This window comes from Streptococcus parasanguinis, from assembly GCF_000963275.1.
Lineage (GTDB): Bacteria > Bacillota > Bacilli > Lactobacillales > Streptococcaceae > Streptococcus > Streptococcus parasanguinis_B.
In genome coordinates this window covers 364,415-379,997 of record NZ_JYOW01000001.1, presented here as the reverse complement: position 1 = coordinate 379,997, position 15,583 = coordinate 364,415, and the positions used below count along the sequence as shown (strand labels likewise).

Sequence of the window (15,583 nt, the reverse complement as noted above, 5' to 3'; positions counted from 1 at the left end):
CTTTTCTTAAATCTGCACAATCTTACGATAGCTCCGAGAGGTGATCCAAAAGACGATTAGGTAGGTGATGAAAAAGACGGCACAGACACTGAGGGTCACGATGAGGACTTGGCTACTATTGATGACACCGAGCACTTTAAGGATCAGGCGGATCATATGGTAGGCAAAGGCCAGGTGGACAAAGGCAAAGATAAGAGGGAGGAAGAAGACGGTCCGCACTTGACGGTTGATGGTCCGTTTGACCTCGTTTTCATCGAGCCCCACCTGTTGGAGGATGACGAAGCGGTCACGGTCTTCATAGCCTTCTGAGATTTGCTTGTAGTAGATAACGATGACGGTTCCGACCATAAAGATCAATGACAAGAAAATACCGATAAAGAAGATACCACCAAAGAGGCTATTCAACTCTGCCACATCATTGGCACGGTTCCCCCCATAGACAAATGTTCCTTGGGCCTGTTGGCTGCTCAATTCATCGATCATCTTGTCATAGCTAGCTGCCAGCTTGAGTTGCTGGTCTTCGTCAACATTGACATTGAAGCCACCGTAGATATTGGTATTGATGGCAAGATCCGGAAACTGAGCGACAAAGGCTGAGAGGTCTGGCACGACCAGGTAATTGAAATCCTCCGTCAGCATGTTAAACATGTTTGGGACATGATCAGTGATAAAATCCTTGGTCACTTCTTCCTTGACTTGGAAATCTTTCCCATTGATGGTGAACTGTTTTTGCCCTATCAGAGCCTTGTTATGAGCAAAGAGGATGACTTGGTTGCCGATCAGATCGACCTTTTCTCCGGTCATTTGCTCATAGCTAGCTGCATCAAAGACCATAAAGACAGTTTTAGGAGTGACGCTGCGTTCATCGGCTGGGAAGACCATGAAATCCGTGCCCTTTTGGGATTTGACCCCAAAGTTGGCATAGGTCATCAGATCGCGATTTTTGATCTCAAGATGATGCTCAGAAGCAAATTCATCAAATTTCTGATTGATTTGCTCCAGGTCTACCCCTTTTCCTTGAACTGAGAAATCATGAGGAGCCATGATCTTCTTGAACATTTCGCCACCGACATAGATGTTGGTGGCAGCAGAGATCGTCACCAGCACCATGGTCGAGAGAATGGCAATGGTCGCAAGGCCCACTGCATTTTTCTTCATGCGATAGATGAGGTTAGAGACCGAGATCATGTTGTTGGGTTGGTAATAATAACCCTTCTTTTTCTTAAGCAGGTGCAAGAAGACGGTGATCCCAGCATTAAAGAGCAGGTAGGTCCCGATCATAACCAAGACAACGGCTAGAAAGAAAATCAAAATCGCAGACATGGGGTCTTTGACAGACAAAGCCAGGTAGTAGCCAAAACCGAGAGAGGCTAAGCCCAGGATGGTTTGGGGCCACAAAAAGCGGGCTTTCTTTTCGCCACTTGCTTTCTCACGAGTTAGTTGCAGGGCATTCAAACGGAGAATGCGCCAAGCATTGAGAAGGACCAAAAGGGCAAAGATGAGACCAAAGGTGACAAAGACTGCAATCACAATTCCAGGTTGGAAGGTAGATACCAGCTGGACCTTCATCTTCATGAGTTTCAAGAGAAAGGCAAAGATCAGCTTATCAAAGAGGGCTCCGATCAAGACACCGCTTGAGATAGTCACAAAACCAAAAATAAAGAGTTCTTTGAAAATCATGCTGATGAGATGCCGCTTTTCAAGACCTAGCATGCTGTAGATTCCCAGCTCTTTGGAGCGGTTTTTCATGACGAAGCTATTGGCATAGAGCACGATGATGGCTCCAGCAGCATTGACCACAAACAGTCCCAAGCCTAGGGTGAAGAGCATGGGAGATCCTCCTCGAAGCTCATGAATGTGGGGATTAAAGGTCAGGGAGTCAAAGAGGTAGGCGATGGTCACTGCGAGAATGACTGCAATCGCAAAGGGATAATAGAGCTTGCGGTTCTTGATCAGATTGGAGCAAGCTAATTTAGTGGTTAATCGCAACATCTACTCCACCTCACTTGCCATGACCGTCAAGGTATCCGAGATTTCTTGGAACATCTGACGCTCTGTTTTTTCCCCGCGAAAGATCTGGTTGTAGAGAATTCCGTCCTTGATAAAGAGCACGCGCTTGGCCCGAGCAGCCGCTGCAGTTGAGTGGGTCACCATGAGGATGGTTTGCCCCATTGTATTAATATCTTCAAAGACATCGAGCAACGCAGCCGAAGACTTAGAATCCAGCGCCCCTGTTGGCTCATCAGCGAGGAGGATTTCTGGCGAGGTGATGATGGCCCGCGCTACGGCCACCCGTTGTTTTTGCCCACCAGAGATTTCGTAAGGGTATTTCTCAAGGAGTTGGTGAATGCCCAACTCTCGACTGACGCTATCCACCTTACTCATCATTTCCTTGACGGGTCTGCGTGAGAGGACGAGAGGCAAGAGGATATTGTCCTTGACGGACAAGGTATCCAGCAGATTAAAGTCTTGAAAGACAAATCCTAGTTTTTCCCGACGGAAGCTCGAGGCATCCTTGTTCTTGATGGTGGAAGTATCGGTACCGTTGAGGTAGACCCGTCCTTCGGTCGGCTGGTCCAGCATGGCTAGGATATTGAGGAGGGTTGATTTCCCGGATCCTGATTCCCCCATGATGGCTACGTACTCGCCTTTCTCCACGGTAAAATGAATGTCCTTTAGGGCTTCAACCTGCGTTCCTTGAAAGCGGGTTTTGTAGATTTTTTTGATATGTTGAACGTCTAGCAATGACATACTTTTCTCCTTTTACTAGTAGATCAAGAAAAATTCTTGGGTTTGTTGCAGGACTTGGAGACCAAATTCCGTCTTTTCCAGATCGGTTTGCTCATTTGGTTTCTTAATCTTTTTGGGTTCTTTCATCCATTTCAAGAGTTTCATTTTCTTGACCTCCTTCATTTGATGAGACTATTGTATAAAAAATAAAAGGCGGCTACCATAACCTAACCTTTCATTTTACCGTTTATTTCTTACATTTTTGTAAGATGGAAAAAAACTAATCCATGACCAACTTCTTCTCTTCAAAGCGAATAGCGACGGTTGTGCCTTGGCCAACCTCTGAGTGGATGCTAATCTTGTGGCCCAATTGCTCTGCGATTTTCTTAGATAGATAGAGCCCTAGACCTGAGGATTGCTGGGTCAGGTGGCCATTATAGCCGGAGAAGCCCCGCTCAAAGACTCGGAGGACATCGCTATTTTTGATTCCAATCCCGCTATCTTTTATATAGAGGGTCTGGTCTTTAAAATAGATCTCAATTCCACCTGTACTGGTGTACTTGAGGCTATTGGACAAGAGTTGCTCGATGATCACCAAAAGCCACTTGCGATCGGTAATAACGGCGACATCCAAATCATGCAGGTTCACTGTCAAGTTCTTTTGGATAAAAAAGAGGGCGTATTTACGGACCACTTCTTTGACCAAGTCCTCTAGCAACACGCGCTTTAAGACCAGATCGTCATGAAAACTCTCCAATCGCAGGTACTGCAGAACCAGATTGGCATAGGAGTCAATCTTGAAAAGCTCCTGCTCCATCTGCTGCTTGACAATAGGTGTCTCGACATCTTGGACCAAGAGCTGGCTAGCTGCAATGGGCGTCTTAATCTGGTGAACCCAGAGGGTGTAGTAATCCATCAGGTCATTGAACTTGGCCTGGGCTACTTTACCTTGCTCCAGGCGCGCCTGCTGTTCTTCTGTATATTTTTCATAAAGGAGATGTTCCAGTGGTGAGGCAAGCTCTATTTCCTCATACAGCAAGGCTTTGCGGTACTCCTGAAAGGTCATAGCGAAATCCCAGATCAAGATACAGAGGGTAAAAAATCCTAGCATCAGAGTCGCATAGAGGAAAACCGTCCCCGTCTCTGGAAAGAGAAAGGCAAAGACCAAATCGACCATCAAAAAGATGACCACTAGATAGAGCAGGCGCCTGCGGGATACCACATACTGCCAAAAGATGTTTCCATATTTATTCATGGACCAACCCATAACCGATGCCTTTCTTGGTTTCGATGAAGTTTGACAAGCCAGCCTCTTCTAATTTCTTGCGAAGGCGGGCCACATTGACAGACAAGGTATTGTCATCAATAAAGAAGTCGCTATTCCAGAGCTCCTTCATCATGTCATCACGCGCCACGATACTGCCCGCATGTTCAAATAGGACGCGAAGGATCTGAAATTCATTCTTGGTCAACTTGATGACTTCCCCTTCATACACCAAGTCCGTAGACTTGAGATTGAGGATGGCTCCCCGGTGCTCCAGCAGATTTTGATCTGTCCCAAATTCGTAGGAGCGGCGCAAGAGCCCTTGGACCTTGGCAAGGAGGACATTTTGGTCAAAGGGCTTGGTGACAAAGTCGTCTCCACCCATATTGATGGCCATGACAATATCCATGGCTTGATCCCGTGAAGAAAGAAACATGATCGGAACCTTTGAAACCTTGCGAATCTCTTGGCACCAGTGGTAACCATTGTAGAGAGGCAGGCCAATATCCATGAGAATCAAATGAGGGTCGCTTTCGACAAAGATCCCGAGGACATCCATAAAATCCTCTACTGCGACCACTTCATAGCCCCATTGTTCCAATAATTGTTTGACCTGTTGGCGGATAATTTCATCGTCTTCCACTAAGAGAATTTTATGCATGGCTTTCTTTCCTTCTTTTTTTCTTCTTCCTATTATAACAGATTAAACAGCAGAGAAAAAGGCTGTTTCAGAGGGAAAGAAGAACTGGCTCCTCCTTTCTTAATGGGAGGCGCTTTTTCTCCATCCATTTTTGTGCTATACTGAAAGAAATAAGACTCGGGAGGCACAGATGTCGACGATTTTTGATTACCTAAAAGAAGTGACTTACGATTCCATATATGACCGCCCCTTCAAGGAGCTGGATGTCCTCGCATTGACAGAGCTGACCTATCTGCCCTTTGGACACATTGTGCCTCAAGGAGATACAACAGGGATCCAAGTGCGCCTGTCTGATGCGATGGAACTGATCGATCGGACTACCGATTTTATCGTGAGTAACCAGCACCTGCAATTAGTCGATGAGTTGGCTACTTCAAAGCGCTTTAAGAACATCAAACTCCTCAACTATGTCGATGAATACGATCCCGATGTGCAAAAACAGTTTGCGGCCATGACCTATCGGCTTAGTCTGGATACGTATTTGGTCGTTTTCAGAGGAACGGATGACACCTTGATCGGCTGGAAGGAAGACTTCCACATGACCTATATGGACCATGTACCAGCTCAGAAGCGCGCAGCCAGCTACCTGCAACATGTCATGAAGGAATTTCCGAAAGGACGTTTCTTAGTAGCCGGTCACTCCAAAGGGGGCAACCTTGCGACCTATGCCTGCTCGTATCTACCTGATTCCTTATTTGAGCGGGTCGACGCGATCTACAGCTACGATGCTCCTGGCCTCAACAAGGCCATCATCGAAACCGAAGGCTACCAGCGCACGTCCCCAAACATTCGGCGCTTTGTCCCTCAAGGATCCATCGTTGGCATGATGCTGGAAGTACCAGAACCGACGACCATTGTCAAAAGTCGCGCATTTGGTGGCTTTGCCCAGCATGATGCCTTTACTTGGGAAACTAAGGACCTCAGTTTTTTGACTGTTACTGAGACCAGCCCAGATAGCCAACAGACGGATCTGACCTTAAAACAATGGGTTCGCGAAACTTCGGCAGACGAGCGCAAGAAGTTCTTTGATACCTTTTTTGGCATTTTTCTCGATGCCGGTATCACTTCCATCAATGACCTAACCGATCTCAAGCAGCTAGCCAAGGCCAAAGAAATCCTTCAAAATGCCCAGGATTTGGATCCAACCGAGCGAGAAATGCTGGAACGTCTCGCTAAACAACTCATCGACACCCGGGTACAAGCTTGGAAAAAATGGCAGACGGTTCCCCGTATCCTGGTTCAAATGGCTGCATTTTTCAAGCGAAAAAAAGCAGTCGATTCCACCTCACCTCTGCTCCTTGAGCATAAAGAATGAGACTCAACAACTGAAAAAAGAGACCACCTCTTCTATTCACTAGAACGCAAAAATCATCTGAAATGTCTTTCAGATGATTTTCTATTTTCTATTGGTCCTGAGAAGATGGAGCATCTGGCGTGCCTTCTTCTATGGAAGCTGGGCTTGCAGGCTCTGTTTCTGTCTCAGTTGTGGCAGTGTTGTTCCCTGCTGAAGCTGCTGCTTCTTTTTCTACCGGAGTTTCTGTAGCTACAGGCGTTTCGACCGCGCTAGCTGGTTTGGTCACTTCGCTTGCAGATGGCCCAGCTGCCAACTCTGCCTGAAAGGCTTGGATAGCCTGTAGTAGGGCTGCCTTGTCACTCTTAGGATTAGCCAATTGGTCAAAGAGAGCTTCTAAGCGATCAAATACAGCATCACTAGCCCCCTTTTCCTGCAATTGTTGGTGAAGCGCCATCAATTGGTTATAGAGCTGTTGATAAAGGGCGACATCCCCAATCTGAGGCTCTTCTGTTTGCTTTTGTTTTTGCTTTTCAATGGTGTCACTGATTTCGCGTAACAGAGCTTGTCCACTTGCAAGAGCCTTGTCTGGATCCGTCTCATTTCCAAGCTGAACCAAACTTGCTTCAAAGGCAGTTCGTTTGGCCTGGTCTTCGACTTGTGGCAAGAGCGACTGGATTTGCTCTGAGAGGGCTTTCAGGATGCTGGTTCGTTGACGGGATTCTGTCGCCTTGTCCAACTCTCCATATAAGCCCTTGAGGAAATCATAGACCGCTAAGTTATAAGATGGAGCCTGACTTCCTTTTTGATCCAAAACTGTTTTTTCAATAGGATAGGTTTGGCCTTTTTCTTGAGAGAAAAGCTGGTCAATTGCCTGCTTGGTTTGGTAGAGTTCCATAAAGTGAGTCTTAGCATCCCAGGCTTCTTCAAAGGCTTGGGCCCGATAGAGTTTCAAAGCTAGATCTGCCGCCTTGGTGCGCAGTTCTGGTGTCAAGCGCGCATCGCTCAAGCTTTGATAGAAGTACTTGAGATAGTCGACCGATATCACACCCGTCCGATCTTGCATCTCCTGAACAGCTTCTAATAACTTCCCTTCCTGCTCTAAACGCTTGCTGTCCTTGGCAGCATAGGCTTCCTGCAGTTGTGAGACCAACCCTTCCTTCTTCAGTTGGAAAGCTTCTGTGTCTAGCAAGCGCACTTGTTCCAGCAATTCCTGGTATCGACGATCGAGGGCTGTCTCTTCTTTTGGTTTGATCGCTTGAGTCGCATGGATGTACTGTTCATCAACCTGCTTAAGACTGGCAAGATAGCCCTCTGTTGAGTTGCTTGGGAAACTCTTGACATTTTCCAAGAAGTGGCCCAAGATCAGCTCAATCCGTCGTTGCTGCAATGGATCAGAAGCGTAAAGAGTCCGGCTTTCTGCTAAAAGTTGGTTGACCCTGTCCTCTACTGCTTTTTTATCCAAGTCTCCTTTTTTGTAAGGAGATTGGATAGTTGGAAGACGGTGGGCTAAGTAGTCTGCTAGTCCCGCTGAACGTACCTTGATGTAGTGGTTGTGATCGCCATGCGGGATGACAAACTGGCCATTTTCAATCTGGAGGCTATACGGAGAAATCCCCGAGCGAAGGGCTGTTGCATAGAGTTCATTGATAAAGTCTAGTTCAGGATTTCCAGTTTCAAGTGGGATGCGGACATGTTCCTTCCGAACAGCATAAGGATGGATGTGGGTCGGATCGTATTCTTGGTCTGGATTGTTAAAGACAAAGAAACCATTGGAAATCTTAATAGCCTCACGAGGGACACCATAGGTCTTGCTGATGTACTGGATCTTTTCCTCATCTGAGGCATCACGAGAATAGGTCGCAACGTCATCTGTCAGGGGCTGTCCCTTGTCCTCTTCTTTCTTACCAGCTAGAGTTGCCTCTGCTGCTGCAATCTCTTGAGGAGAGAGGTCCTTTTTATAGAAATAATGGGCATGGTTGCCATGAGCGACCATATAGCCTTCCTCGTCCTTGCTGATGACCTTGTCAGCGTGGAAGCCATGATCGTGCTCCTCTTTGTGATCGTGACTGTCGCCATGCTCATGATCATGCTCATGGTCAATTGGTTTTGTGCTTGGATTTGAAGGCAAGCTTGGACTTACTTCTGTTGGACTACTAGATCCTTGAGCACGAAGCAATTGGAATTGCCGTGCCAACTCACGCTCTAAAGGCGATAGGGAGCTGTAAGGGATAAAGTGGAAATGATCCCCATGAGGGTAGACAATCCCTTGATCGGTCCACTTGGTAATCTTACTTGGATCAAAGACAGAACCATCAGACTCCACATGACGAGAAGACAACGGGGCTTTCTGCAATTCTTCGATCAAGTTGGTCAGGGTTGGACTCGGTTTGGAGGCAGTCGGTTTAGACGTCGTTGGGGTTGTCTGTGTATTGGTTGGACCGGCTGACGGCTGGTTGCTCTCTTGTTTCCCTATGCTTGGAGAGGCTTGATCTGGAGTTCCTTGCCCTTGTTCTGTACTTGCTCCAGCTAGGCGTGAGTTTCCAGCCTGATGGCCAGCTTGACCACCTAAGACAGAGAGGGCTGCTGCTAACTCTCCAGCAGATAAGGCACTCTTTGGAATATAATGGAAATGGCCGCCATGGGGTACAATAAAGCCGTCCCCTGTATCTGAAATGACATCTCCAGGGCTAAAGACATAACCATCGTCCGTACGGTAGCCACCACCTGTATGGTTCTTAGCCGTCAGCATCTCAAGAGTCTTTCCTTCTTTCAGCGCTTGACTCGGTTGACGGAAATCACGGGTCTTGCCTGCCTTGTGCGAGGAGCTCGCTTGCACCGATCCCGTCTCCCCTTCTTCTTTTGCGCCTCCCTTTTGTTGTTGGGCGATCTCTTCAATCGAGCGCACATTGACTGTATGTTGGGCATCCTTTAAGTAGAGATAGTATTTCCCAGCGCGTTTTATAATATAGCCATCCTTGACCTTGCTCACGATATCCGCTTCTTGCAGCTGGTAAGTTGGATCCCGCAAAATCAACTCTTCACTAAAGATGGCATCAAATGGAACCTTGCCGCTGTAGTAATGAAAATGATCCCCATGAGAAGTGACAAAGCCTTCATCTGTAATCTTAATGACAATCTGCTCTGCCTGGGTCTTTTCCTTGGCATTGACCGTTTCGATGCTGTCTTCCTTTTTACTGGAGGCAGACGATGACGATTTCTTGTCCGCTTGCAAATACTGAATCTGATTCTTTTTCTCTTCCTTGACTTGTGGTTGCTGACTGAGCGCATAGGCACAGAGTCCTAGCCCCAAAGTCGCTACAATTCCAATCGTTCCCTTTTTCTTCATTCTTGATTTACTCCTCTAATTCCTTGGCTAAAGTCGCCATATTTTCTTCTAAATTTTCTAATAGATCCTTATCATTTTGTGGATCAGCTTCCAGTGGATCCAGAACCTTAACACGCGCCCCTGTTGCCTTGGCGATACTATCTGCCACCTTTGACGACGTGTGCTTTTCCACAAAGATCGTTTTCACCTTGTAGTCTTTGACAAACTGCTGGATCTCGGCCAATTGCCGAGCGGTCGGTTCTTGCTCTGGGGATATCCCTGCAATCCCTAACTGCTTGAGACCAAAGCGTTTGGCCAGATAAGAAAAGGCCGTATGCTGGGTCACAAAAGTCTTTTGCTTGGCCTTGTCAAAGAGAGGCTGGTAGTGGGCTACTAGGTCCTCACAGCGCTTTTCAAGCTTTTGAGCATTGGCCTGATAGAGCTCCTTGTTCTTTGGATCGATCTCTCCCAAACGCTGGGCGATAACCTTTCCTTCCTCTGCAATTTTTACAGGATCCAACCAAGTATGCGGATCATACAAGTGCTTGGATTCTTTTCCCTGACCAGCATCGACATCCTCTAATCCAGCCACCTTATCAAGGGTCATTCCTTGGCTGCCTTCGATCACTCGCAACTTGGAACCTTGAAGATTGGGATCTAAGCGACCGGCCCAAGATTCCAGGGTCTGAGAATGATAGACAAATACATCCGCATCATAGATCTGGCCCACTTCCTTGGTTGAGGGTTCATAATCATGGATCCCTGCACCTGACTGAACCATCCAGATATCATTTTGATCGCCAGAGATTTCCTTGACCAGGGCATAGATGGGATAAAAACTCGTGACAATTTTAAGACCTTTTTTAGAAGGGGGCTTTGCATTTCCTTGACTAGCACAAGCTGTCAGCAGAAAGAAACTGAGGAACATGAGTCCCAGAACCTTCATTTTTCTCCTAATCATTCTTCACCTCTTTTTCATTTTTGTTAACTAGTTTATTAATCAGTTAATTAACTAGTTAATCATACTGCGAATCATTTGCTTTGTCAAGCTTTTTTTACATTTTTTTCCTTTTAATGTTAGAGACTAACAGTTGCCTAGATTCCACAAGCCTTCCTTGCAGTAAAAAAAGAGGCTGGGACAAAAGTCCTAGCCTCTCAATTGTTTTTGGATTGTCGAGCAAGACGCAGTGGTTGAGTGGGCTCTACTACGCTGATTTCATCAGCTTTTACAGCCCTACTCAACTGTGCGGAGGTGGGACGACGAAATCGAATTCTAACGAATTACCGATTTCTGTCCCACTCTCTTTTATTGACGGTAGAAATATTGATCAGCCGGATAGTTGCCTGCAGATTGAGTGACCACTAGACGTGGCTTGCTGGTATCAGACTGGTCTCCATCCGGATTTTGGAAACCGATTTTCAGAAGTCCAATCGCAGCACCAGTCTCACCCATCTTCATCTCAACATAAGGGATCTTGCTCTTCTTATCCGAGTCCGCAACAGCCTTGAGGCTACCTTGGCCCTTGACTTTTCCGTCTGCTTGGATGACGATTTCAGCACCCTTGCCATTGCGCCAGGTTCCAGCTAAGCTTGAGAAGTCGCCTCCGTTAATGGCCGCAATATCCAAATCTTTCTCTTTTTTCGGTTGCGGGTAGGCTTTCCACCACTCTAGATGGTAATCCCGGTAGGCCACGTCACCAAAGAGAATCCGACGTTCTTGGGAAGCAACTCCATCAGGACCTGTCACACCTGCTGGGATCAAGTACAAGGTTTGCTCTTGCCCTTGGATCGCAGTCCCATTTGCCCCTGTGAAATAAACTTCATAATAGCCTTTTCGCTTCTTGGGCTCTTTTTCTTTATTGAACAAGTAACTTGCCCGAGTGCCTCCACTCCAGAAAGTCCAGCCAGTCTCCCCATTTACAATACTTGGAAAGGCGTTGGTCTTGTTTTGGTAATATTCTTCTGGAGTATAGCCATAAAGTTTAAAACCGGAATCTGCAATTTCCTTTTCATAGGTATCATTGGAATAAGCACCTTCAAACGGTGAGAGATTGCCATCAAGGACGACATCATTTGGATCTGTCGATTTGAAAAAATCCTCTCGATTGGCAAAGACCATCTCGTGGTCGGGATTTTTGTCAGACATGGTGACCGTGATCAAAGGCTTCTTGTCTGTCTTGTATTTGAAGACACGAACAGTGACTGTAAAGTCTGTATTGCCATCGGACTTTTTCATCTTGCCTGTCGAAACTTTATTAGACCCTTCGACCTTCCAATCCGTACTAAATTCAGCAGATACCTTGCCATCAGCCGTTTGGTAATCGATCTTCCAGGCCTTGCCCTTTTTCTCGATTTTGGCTTCATCCCGTTCATTAGAGACATAGTCACCACTCAAGTCAATGGCTTTTTCCTTTGGCTTAGTGACCTTCTTGCTAGTCTGGTTAAATTCCTTTTGATGGTCTGGTTGGATGTTGGAGCTAGAGTAGAGATAGACTCCACCGATCAGAACAACTGCTCCGACCAGCCCCAAAATCGGCCCCAGGTATTTTTTCTTCCACTTAAGATTCATTTTACTACCTCCATGGAATAAGATCTTTACACTAGTATACCCTAAATCGAAAGTATAGTAAAATTCCCCTCTATGTAGTGGTTTCCCCGGCTTAAACCGACTAGTTTTAGCAGAGAATACCTGTTTCTCAAAAATAATATTTTGTTTATCATTATTTTTTATCGTTTTTCGATACTTTTTTATTGACTAATTTTTTATAAGGAGTATACTATAAGTGAAAAATAAATAAACTTCAAAGAGGCTTGCGATGAAAAACTCAAAAACCTTAAAAAATGTCATTGAAGTCTTGACGGCTTTCATTTACTTCTGTGGCTTTATGACTGTGGCTGCACTGGTCGTCCACCTGCTTTCACGGATGGGAGTGTTTAAAGATCTCATTCAAACTGGACGCTTGTCCTTTGATGTGAATGGCATCCAGCTCTTCCCCAAACATCCGCAACCTCTCTGGCAGTTGCTCTTCCCACTAGCCTCAAGCGCTATCTATATTTACCTTCTCATCACCATTCGCAGCTTCCTCCAAAATCTTTACCAAGAAAAGATCTTTTCTCACTCCAACATTGATCTTTGCAACCGAGCTTGGAAGATTCTCTTGGTCTTGTCCTTTATGTCTGGCACACTTGAAACCAGTGGAAATGCTTATCTCCTTCCCTTCACCTTCCAATTGACCTTTAACACGGGACTTCTTCTTGCTGTTCCAATTGTCTGGGTCCTTGGCAAGATTTTAGAGAGAGGGATTGAGATCGCTGAAGAAAATGAGCTAACCATTTAAGGAGGTTGCCATGATTATCGTCAATCTAGATGTCATGCTAGCTAAGCGAAAGATGAAATCCAACGAGCTAGCCGACAAAATCGGCATCACCACAGCCAACCTCTCCATCCTCAAAACCGGCAAGGCCAAAGCCATCCGCTTCACCACCCTTGAAGCCATCTGCAAAGAACTCGACTGCCAGCCAGGAGATATCCTAGAATACCGGCCGGATGAATAGGGACTATATTCGGAGACTTTCCTTAGGTGAGGACGGACGGTAGCGAATCCCTTTGGGATTCCATACCTAAGATTTGAGCCCACTGTCTCAAATCTTCCGAGAGTCTGAAACGAAAATGTTTCAGACTCTTTTCTCACTGCGGAAGTCTCTATTAATATTCATTACTAAGAGGACTCATCTTCTATCCTTGTAAAATTCAATGATGGGAACTATATCAATACAACAAAAGCACTCCCGCGGGAGTGCTTGAGAGCGTAGACAATTTGTTCTTCCTTACAAATCAAATTAATTTTATAAAAATCAAAAAATTTATTCGTTAGAATTATTCAATCATCTACTGAAACTTTCCGCCGTGAGAAAAGTGCTAGAAACAATTGTGTTTCTAGCACTCGGGAGTTTTGGAACCTAGGGTCCAAAACTAAGTCATGGAACTTCTTCGAAGTTCGCTGACGTCCGTACTCACCTAAGGAAAGTTTTTTAGATGATTTTTTCTTTGTCTATCGTTTAGCCGATGATGCTTCCATTTGGTACAGATGGATCAACTGTTAAGACTGTTAATTGATCTCCGTGTTCCGCGGAAAGAATCATGCCTTGGCTGACGTATTTTTTCATCATCTTACGTGGTTTGAGGTTGGCCACGATTTGGAGTTTTTTGCCGACCAATTCTTGTTCATTTGGATAGAATTTCGCGATACCAGAGAGGATTTGACGGTCTTCGCCATCTCCTGCATCTAGACGGAAGCGAAGCAGTTTGTCTGATCCTTCGACGCGTTCCACTTCTTTGACTTCTGCTACACGGATTTCAACCTTGTCAAAGTCTTCAAATTTGATCTCATCTTTTTCAGACTTGAGTTCCACTTCTTCTGGAATCCATTCTTTTTCTTGTGGTTTTCCAGCAGTCATTTGAGATTGGATGTAGGCAATTTCTTCTTCCATGTCGAGACGTGGGAAGATTGGAGTTCCTTTGGCAACCACTGTGACATTTTCAGGGAAGCCTGCTAGGGTCAAGTTTTCAAGATCAAAGTCCAAGCCCAAGCCAAGTTGTTCCATGATGGCATTTGAGGTGTTCATCATGAATGGTTGGATCAAGTGAGCCACAACACGAAGGCTCGCTGCCAAGTGAGCCATGACCGCTGCCAATTGTTCCTTGTCACCATCTTCTTTGGCGAGGACCCATGGAGCTGTCTCATCGATGTACTTGTTGGTCCGAGAGATGATGTTCCATACGGCTTCCAAAGCGCGTGGGTAATCCACCGCGTTCATTTGCTTGTGGTATTCAGCGATGTTTTCTTCAACTACCTTGGCCAAATCAGCATCAAACGCTGTGACATTTTCGACATAGGCAGGAACTTGACCACCAAAGTATTTGTTGATCATGGCTACCGTCCGGTTAAGGAGGTTTCCAAGGTCATTGGCCAATTCATAGTTGATACGAGCCACGTAGTCTTCTGGTGTGAAGGTCCCATCAGAACCAACTGGAAGGCTACGCATGAGGTAGTAACGGAGTGGATCCAAGCCGAAGCGTTCCACCAACATTTCTGGATAGATGACATTCCCTTTAGACTTCGACATCTTGCCGTCTTTCATGACAAACCAACCATGGGCAATCAAGCGTTCTGGCAATTTGATATCCAACATCATTAGAAGGATTGGCCAGTAGATCGAGTGGAAACGAAGGATGTCTTTTCCAACCATGTGGAAGACGGTTCCGTTCCAGAATTTATCAAAGTTTTCATGATCTTCTTGACCGTAACCAAGAGCCGTCACATAGTTGAGAAGGGCATCAATCCAAACATAAACAACGTGTTTAGGATTAGATGGGACTGGGACTCCCCAGGTAAAGGTGGTCCGAGATACCGCCAAGTCTTCCAAGCCTGGCTCGATGAAGTTTTTCAACATTTCATTGAGACGGCCATCTGGCGTAATGAAATCCGGTTGAGATTTGAAAAATTCAACCAAGCGGTCTTGGTATTTGCTGAGGCGAAGGAAGTAAGATTCTTCGGAGACCCATTCTACTTCGTGGCCTGATGGGGCTACCCCACCGATGACCTTGCCATTCTCATCACGGAATACCTCAGCCAATTGGCTTTCTGTAAAGAACTCTTCATCAGAGACTGAATACCAACCAGAGTACTCACCCAGGTAGATGTCGTCTTGCGCAAGCAAGCGTTCAAAGACCTGAGCCACTACTTTTTCATGGTAGTCGTCTGTCGTACGGATGAATTTATCATATGAGATATCAAGTAATTGCCAGAGTTCTTTCACTCCAACGGCCATCCCATCTACGTAAGCTTGTGGCGTAATCCCAGCTTCTTCTGCTTTTTGCTGGATCTTTTGACCGTGCTCATCGAGACCAGTCAGGTAGAAGACATCGTAGTTCATCATGCGTTTGTAACGCGCCAAAACGTCACAGGCGATCGTTGTATAAGCTGAACCAATATGCAATTTACCAGATGGGTAATAGATAGGGGTTGTGATGTAGAATGATTTTGTCATTTTCTTTTCCTTTCAGGGCTAATGGAACTCAATTTAGTAACACTCTATTATAACACTTTTAGGGGTTACTGAAAACCCAAAACCAGCTAGGATCTAAGGAAGACAAGCAAAAAGAGAGTGGAACAGAAATCGGTCATTCGTTAGAATTCGATTTCGTCGTCCCACCTCCGCACAGTTGAGTAGGGCTGTAAAAGCTGATGAAATCAGCGTAGTAGAGCC

General features: G+C 45.8%; 12 protein-coding genes. 3 read left to right on the top strand and 9 right to left on the bottom strand.

Annotated features, from left to right (window positions below; translation table 11 throughout):
- Nucleotides 1-6: 6 nt before the first annotated feature.
- The 5 genes from TZ97_RS01935 to TZ97_RS01920 form a co-directional block, all read right to left on the bottom strand.
- On the bottom strand, nucleotides 7-1,992 hold the full coding sequence (locus tag TZ97_RS01935) for an FtsX-like permease family protein (protein WP_045759190.1): 1,986 nt from the start codon (nucleotides 1,990-1,992) through the stop codon (nucleotides 7-9).
- Nucleotides 1,993-2,751, bottom strand: coding sequence for an ABC transporter ATP-binding protein (locus tag TZ97_RS01930; RefSeq protein ID WP_006596750.1), 759 nt, complete (start codon nucleotides 2,749-2,751; stop codon nucleotides 1,993-1,995).
- Between the two features lie 15 nt (nucleotides 2,752-2,766).
- Complete coding sequence (locus TZ97_RS11015; RefSeq protein ID WP_009732443.1) at nucleotides 2,767-2,895, bottom strand: hypothetical protein; 129 nt, start codon at nucleotides 2,893-2,895, stop codon at nucleotides 2,767-2,769.
- A 115-nt stretch (nucleotides 2,896-3,010) separates the two neighbouring features.
- Entirely contained in the window at nucleotides 3,011-3,985 is a 975-nt protein-coding gene (locus tag TZ97_RS01925) for a sensor histidine kinase (RefSeq protein ID WP_045760172.1), read from the bottom strand.
- Nucleotides 3,978-4,655, bottom strand: a complete 678-nt coding sequence (locus tag TZ97_RS01920; RefSeq protein ID WP_045759189.1) for a response regulator transcription factor — start codon at nucleotides 4,653-4,655, stop codon at nucleotides 3,978-3,980. Before TZ97_RS01920 ends, TZ97_RS01925 begins: the two co-directional genes overlap by 8 nt.
- Before the next feature lie 169 nt (nucleotides 4,656-4,824).
- Between TZ97_RS01920 and TZ97_RS01915 the strand changes: the two genes are divergently transcribed.
- On the top strand, nucleotides 4,825-6,009 hold the full coding sequence (locus tag TZ97_RS01915) for a DUF2974 domain-containing protein (protein ID WP_045759188.1): 1,185 nt from the start codon (nucleotides 4,825-4,827) through the stop codon (nucleotides 6,007-6,009).
- A gap of 88 nt (nucleotides 6,010-6,097) precedes the next feature.
- On the opposite strand, the gene TZ97_RS01910 is transcribed toward TZ97_RS01915, so the two are convergent.
- The 3 genes from TZ97_RS01910 to TZ97_RS01900 all read right to left on the bottom strand — a co-directional run bounded on the left by TZ97_RS01910 (nucleotide 6,098) and on the right by TZ97_RS01900 (nucleotide 11,882).
- Complete coding sequence (locus TZ97_RS01910) at nucleotides 6,098-9,334, bottom strand: pneumococcal-type histidine triad protein (RefSeq protein WP_045759187.1); 3,237 nt, start codon at nucleotides 9,332-9,334, stop codon at nucleotides 6,098-6,100.
- 7 nt (nucleotides 9,335-9,341) lie between these two features.
- Nucleotides 9,342-10,274, bottom strand: coding sequence for a metal ABC transporter solute-binding protein, Zn/Mn family (locus TZ97_RS01905; protein WP_152620209.1), 933 nt, complete (start codon nucleotides 10,272-10,274; stop codon nucleotides 9,342-9,344).
- A 345-nt stretch (nucleotides 10,275-10,619) separates the two neighbouring features.
- Nucleotides 10,620-11,882, bottom strand: coding sequence for a DUF6287 domain-containing protein (locus tag TZ97_RS01900; protein WP_045759185.1), 1,263 nt, complete (start codon nucleotides 11,880-11,882; stop codon nucleotides 10,620-10,622).
- Between the two features lie 247 nt (nucleotides 11,883-12,129).
- Between TZ97_RS01900 and TZ97_RS01895 the strand changes: the two genes are divergently transcribed.
- A complete protein-coding gene (locus TZ97_RS01895; RefSeq protein ID WP_045759184.1) occupies nucleotides 12,130-12,651 on the top strand; it encodes a DUF2975 domain-containing protein in 522 nt (173 codons plus the stop codon).
- A gap of 10 nt (nucleotides 12,652-12,661) precedes the next feature.
- Nucleotides 12,662-12,868, top strand: a complete 207-nt coding sequence (locus TZ97_RS01890) for a helix-turn-helix domain-containing protein (RefSeq protein ID WP_003006064.1) — start codon at nucleotides 12,662-12,664, stop codon at nucleotides 12,866-12,868.
- Between the two features lie 504 nt (nucleotides 12,869-13,372).
- On the opposite strand, the gene metG is transcribed toward TZ97_RS01890, so the two are convergent.
- A complete protein-coding gene (gene metG, locus TZ97_RS01885) occupies nucleotides 13,373-15,364 on the bottom strand; it encodes a methionine--tRNA ligase (RefSeq protein ID WP_045759183.1) in 1,992 nt (663 codons plus the stop codon).
- Nucleotides 15,365-15,583 lie beyond the last annotated feature (219 nt).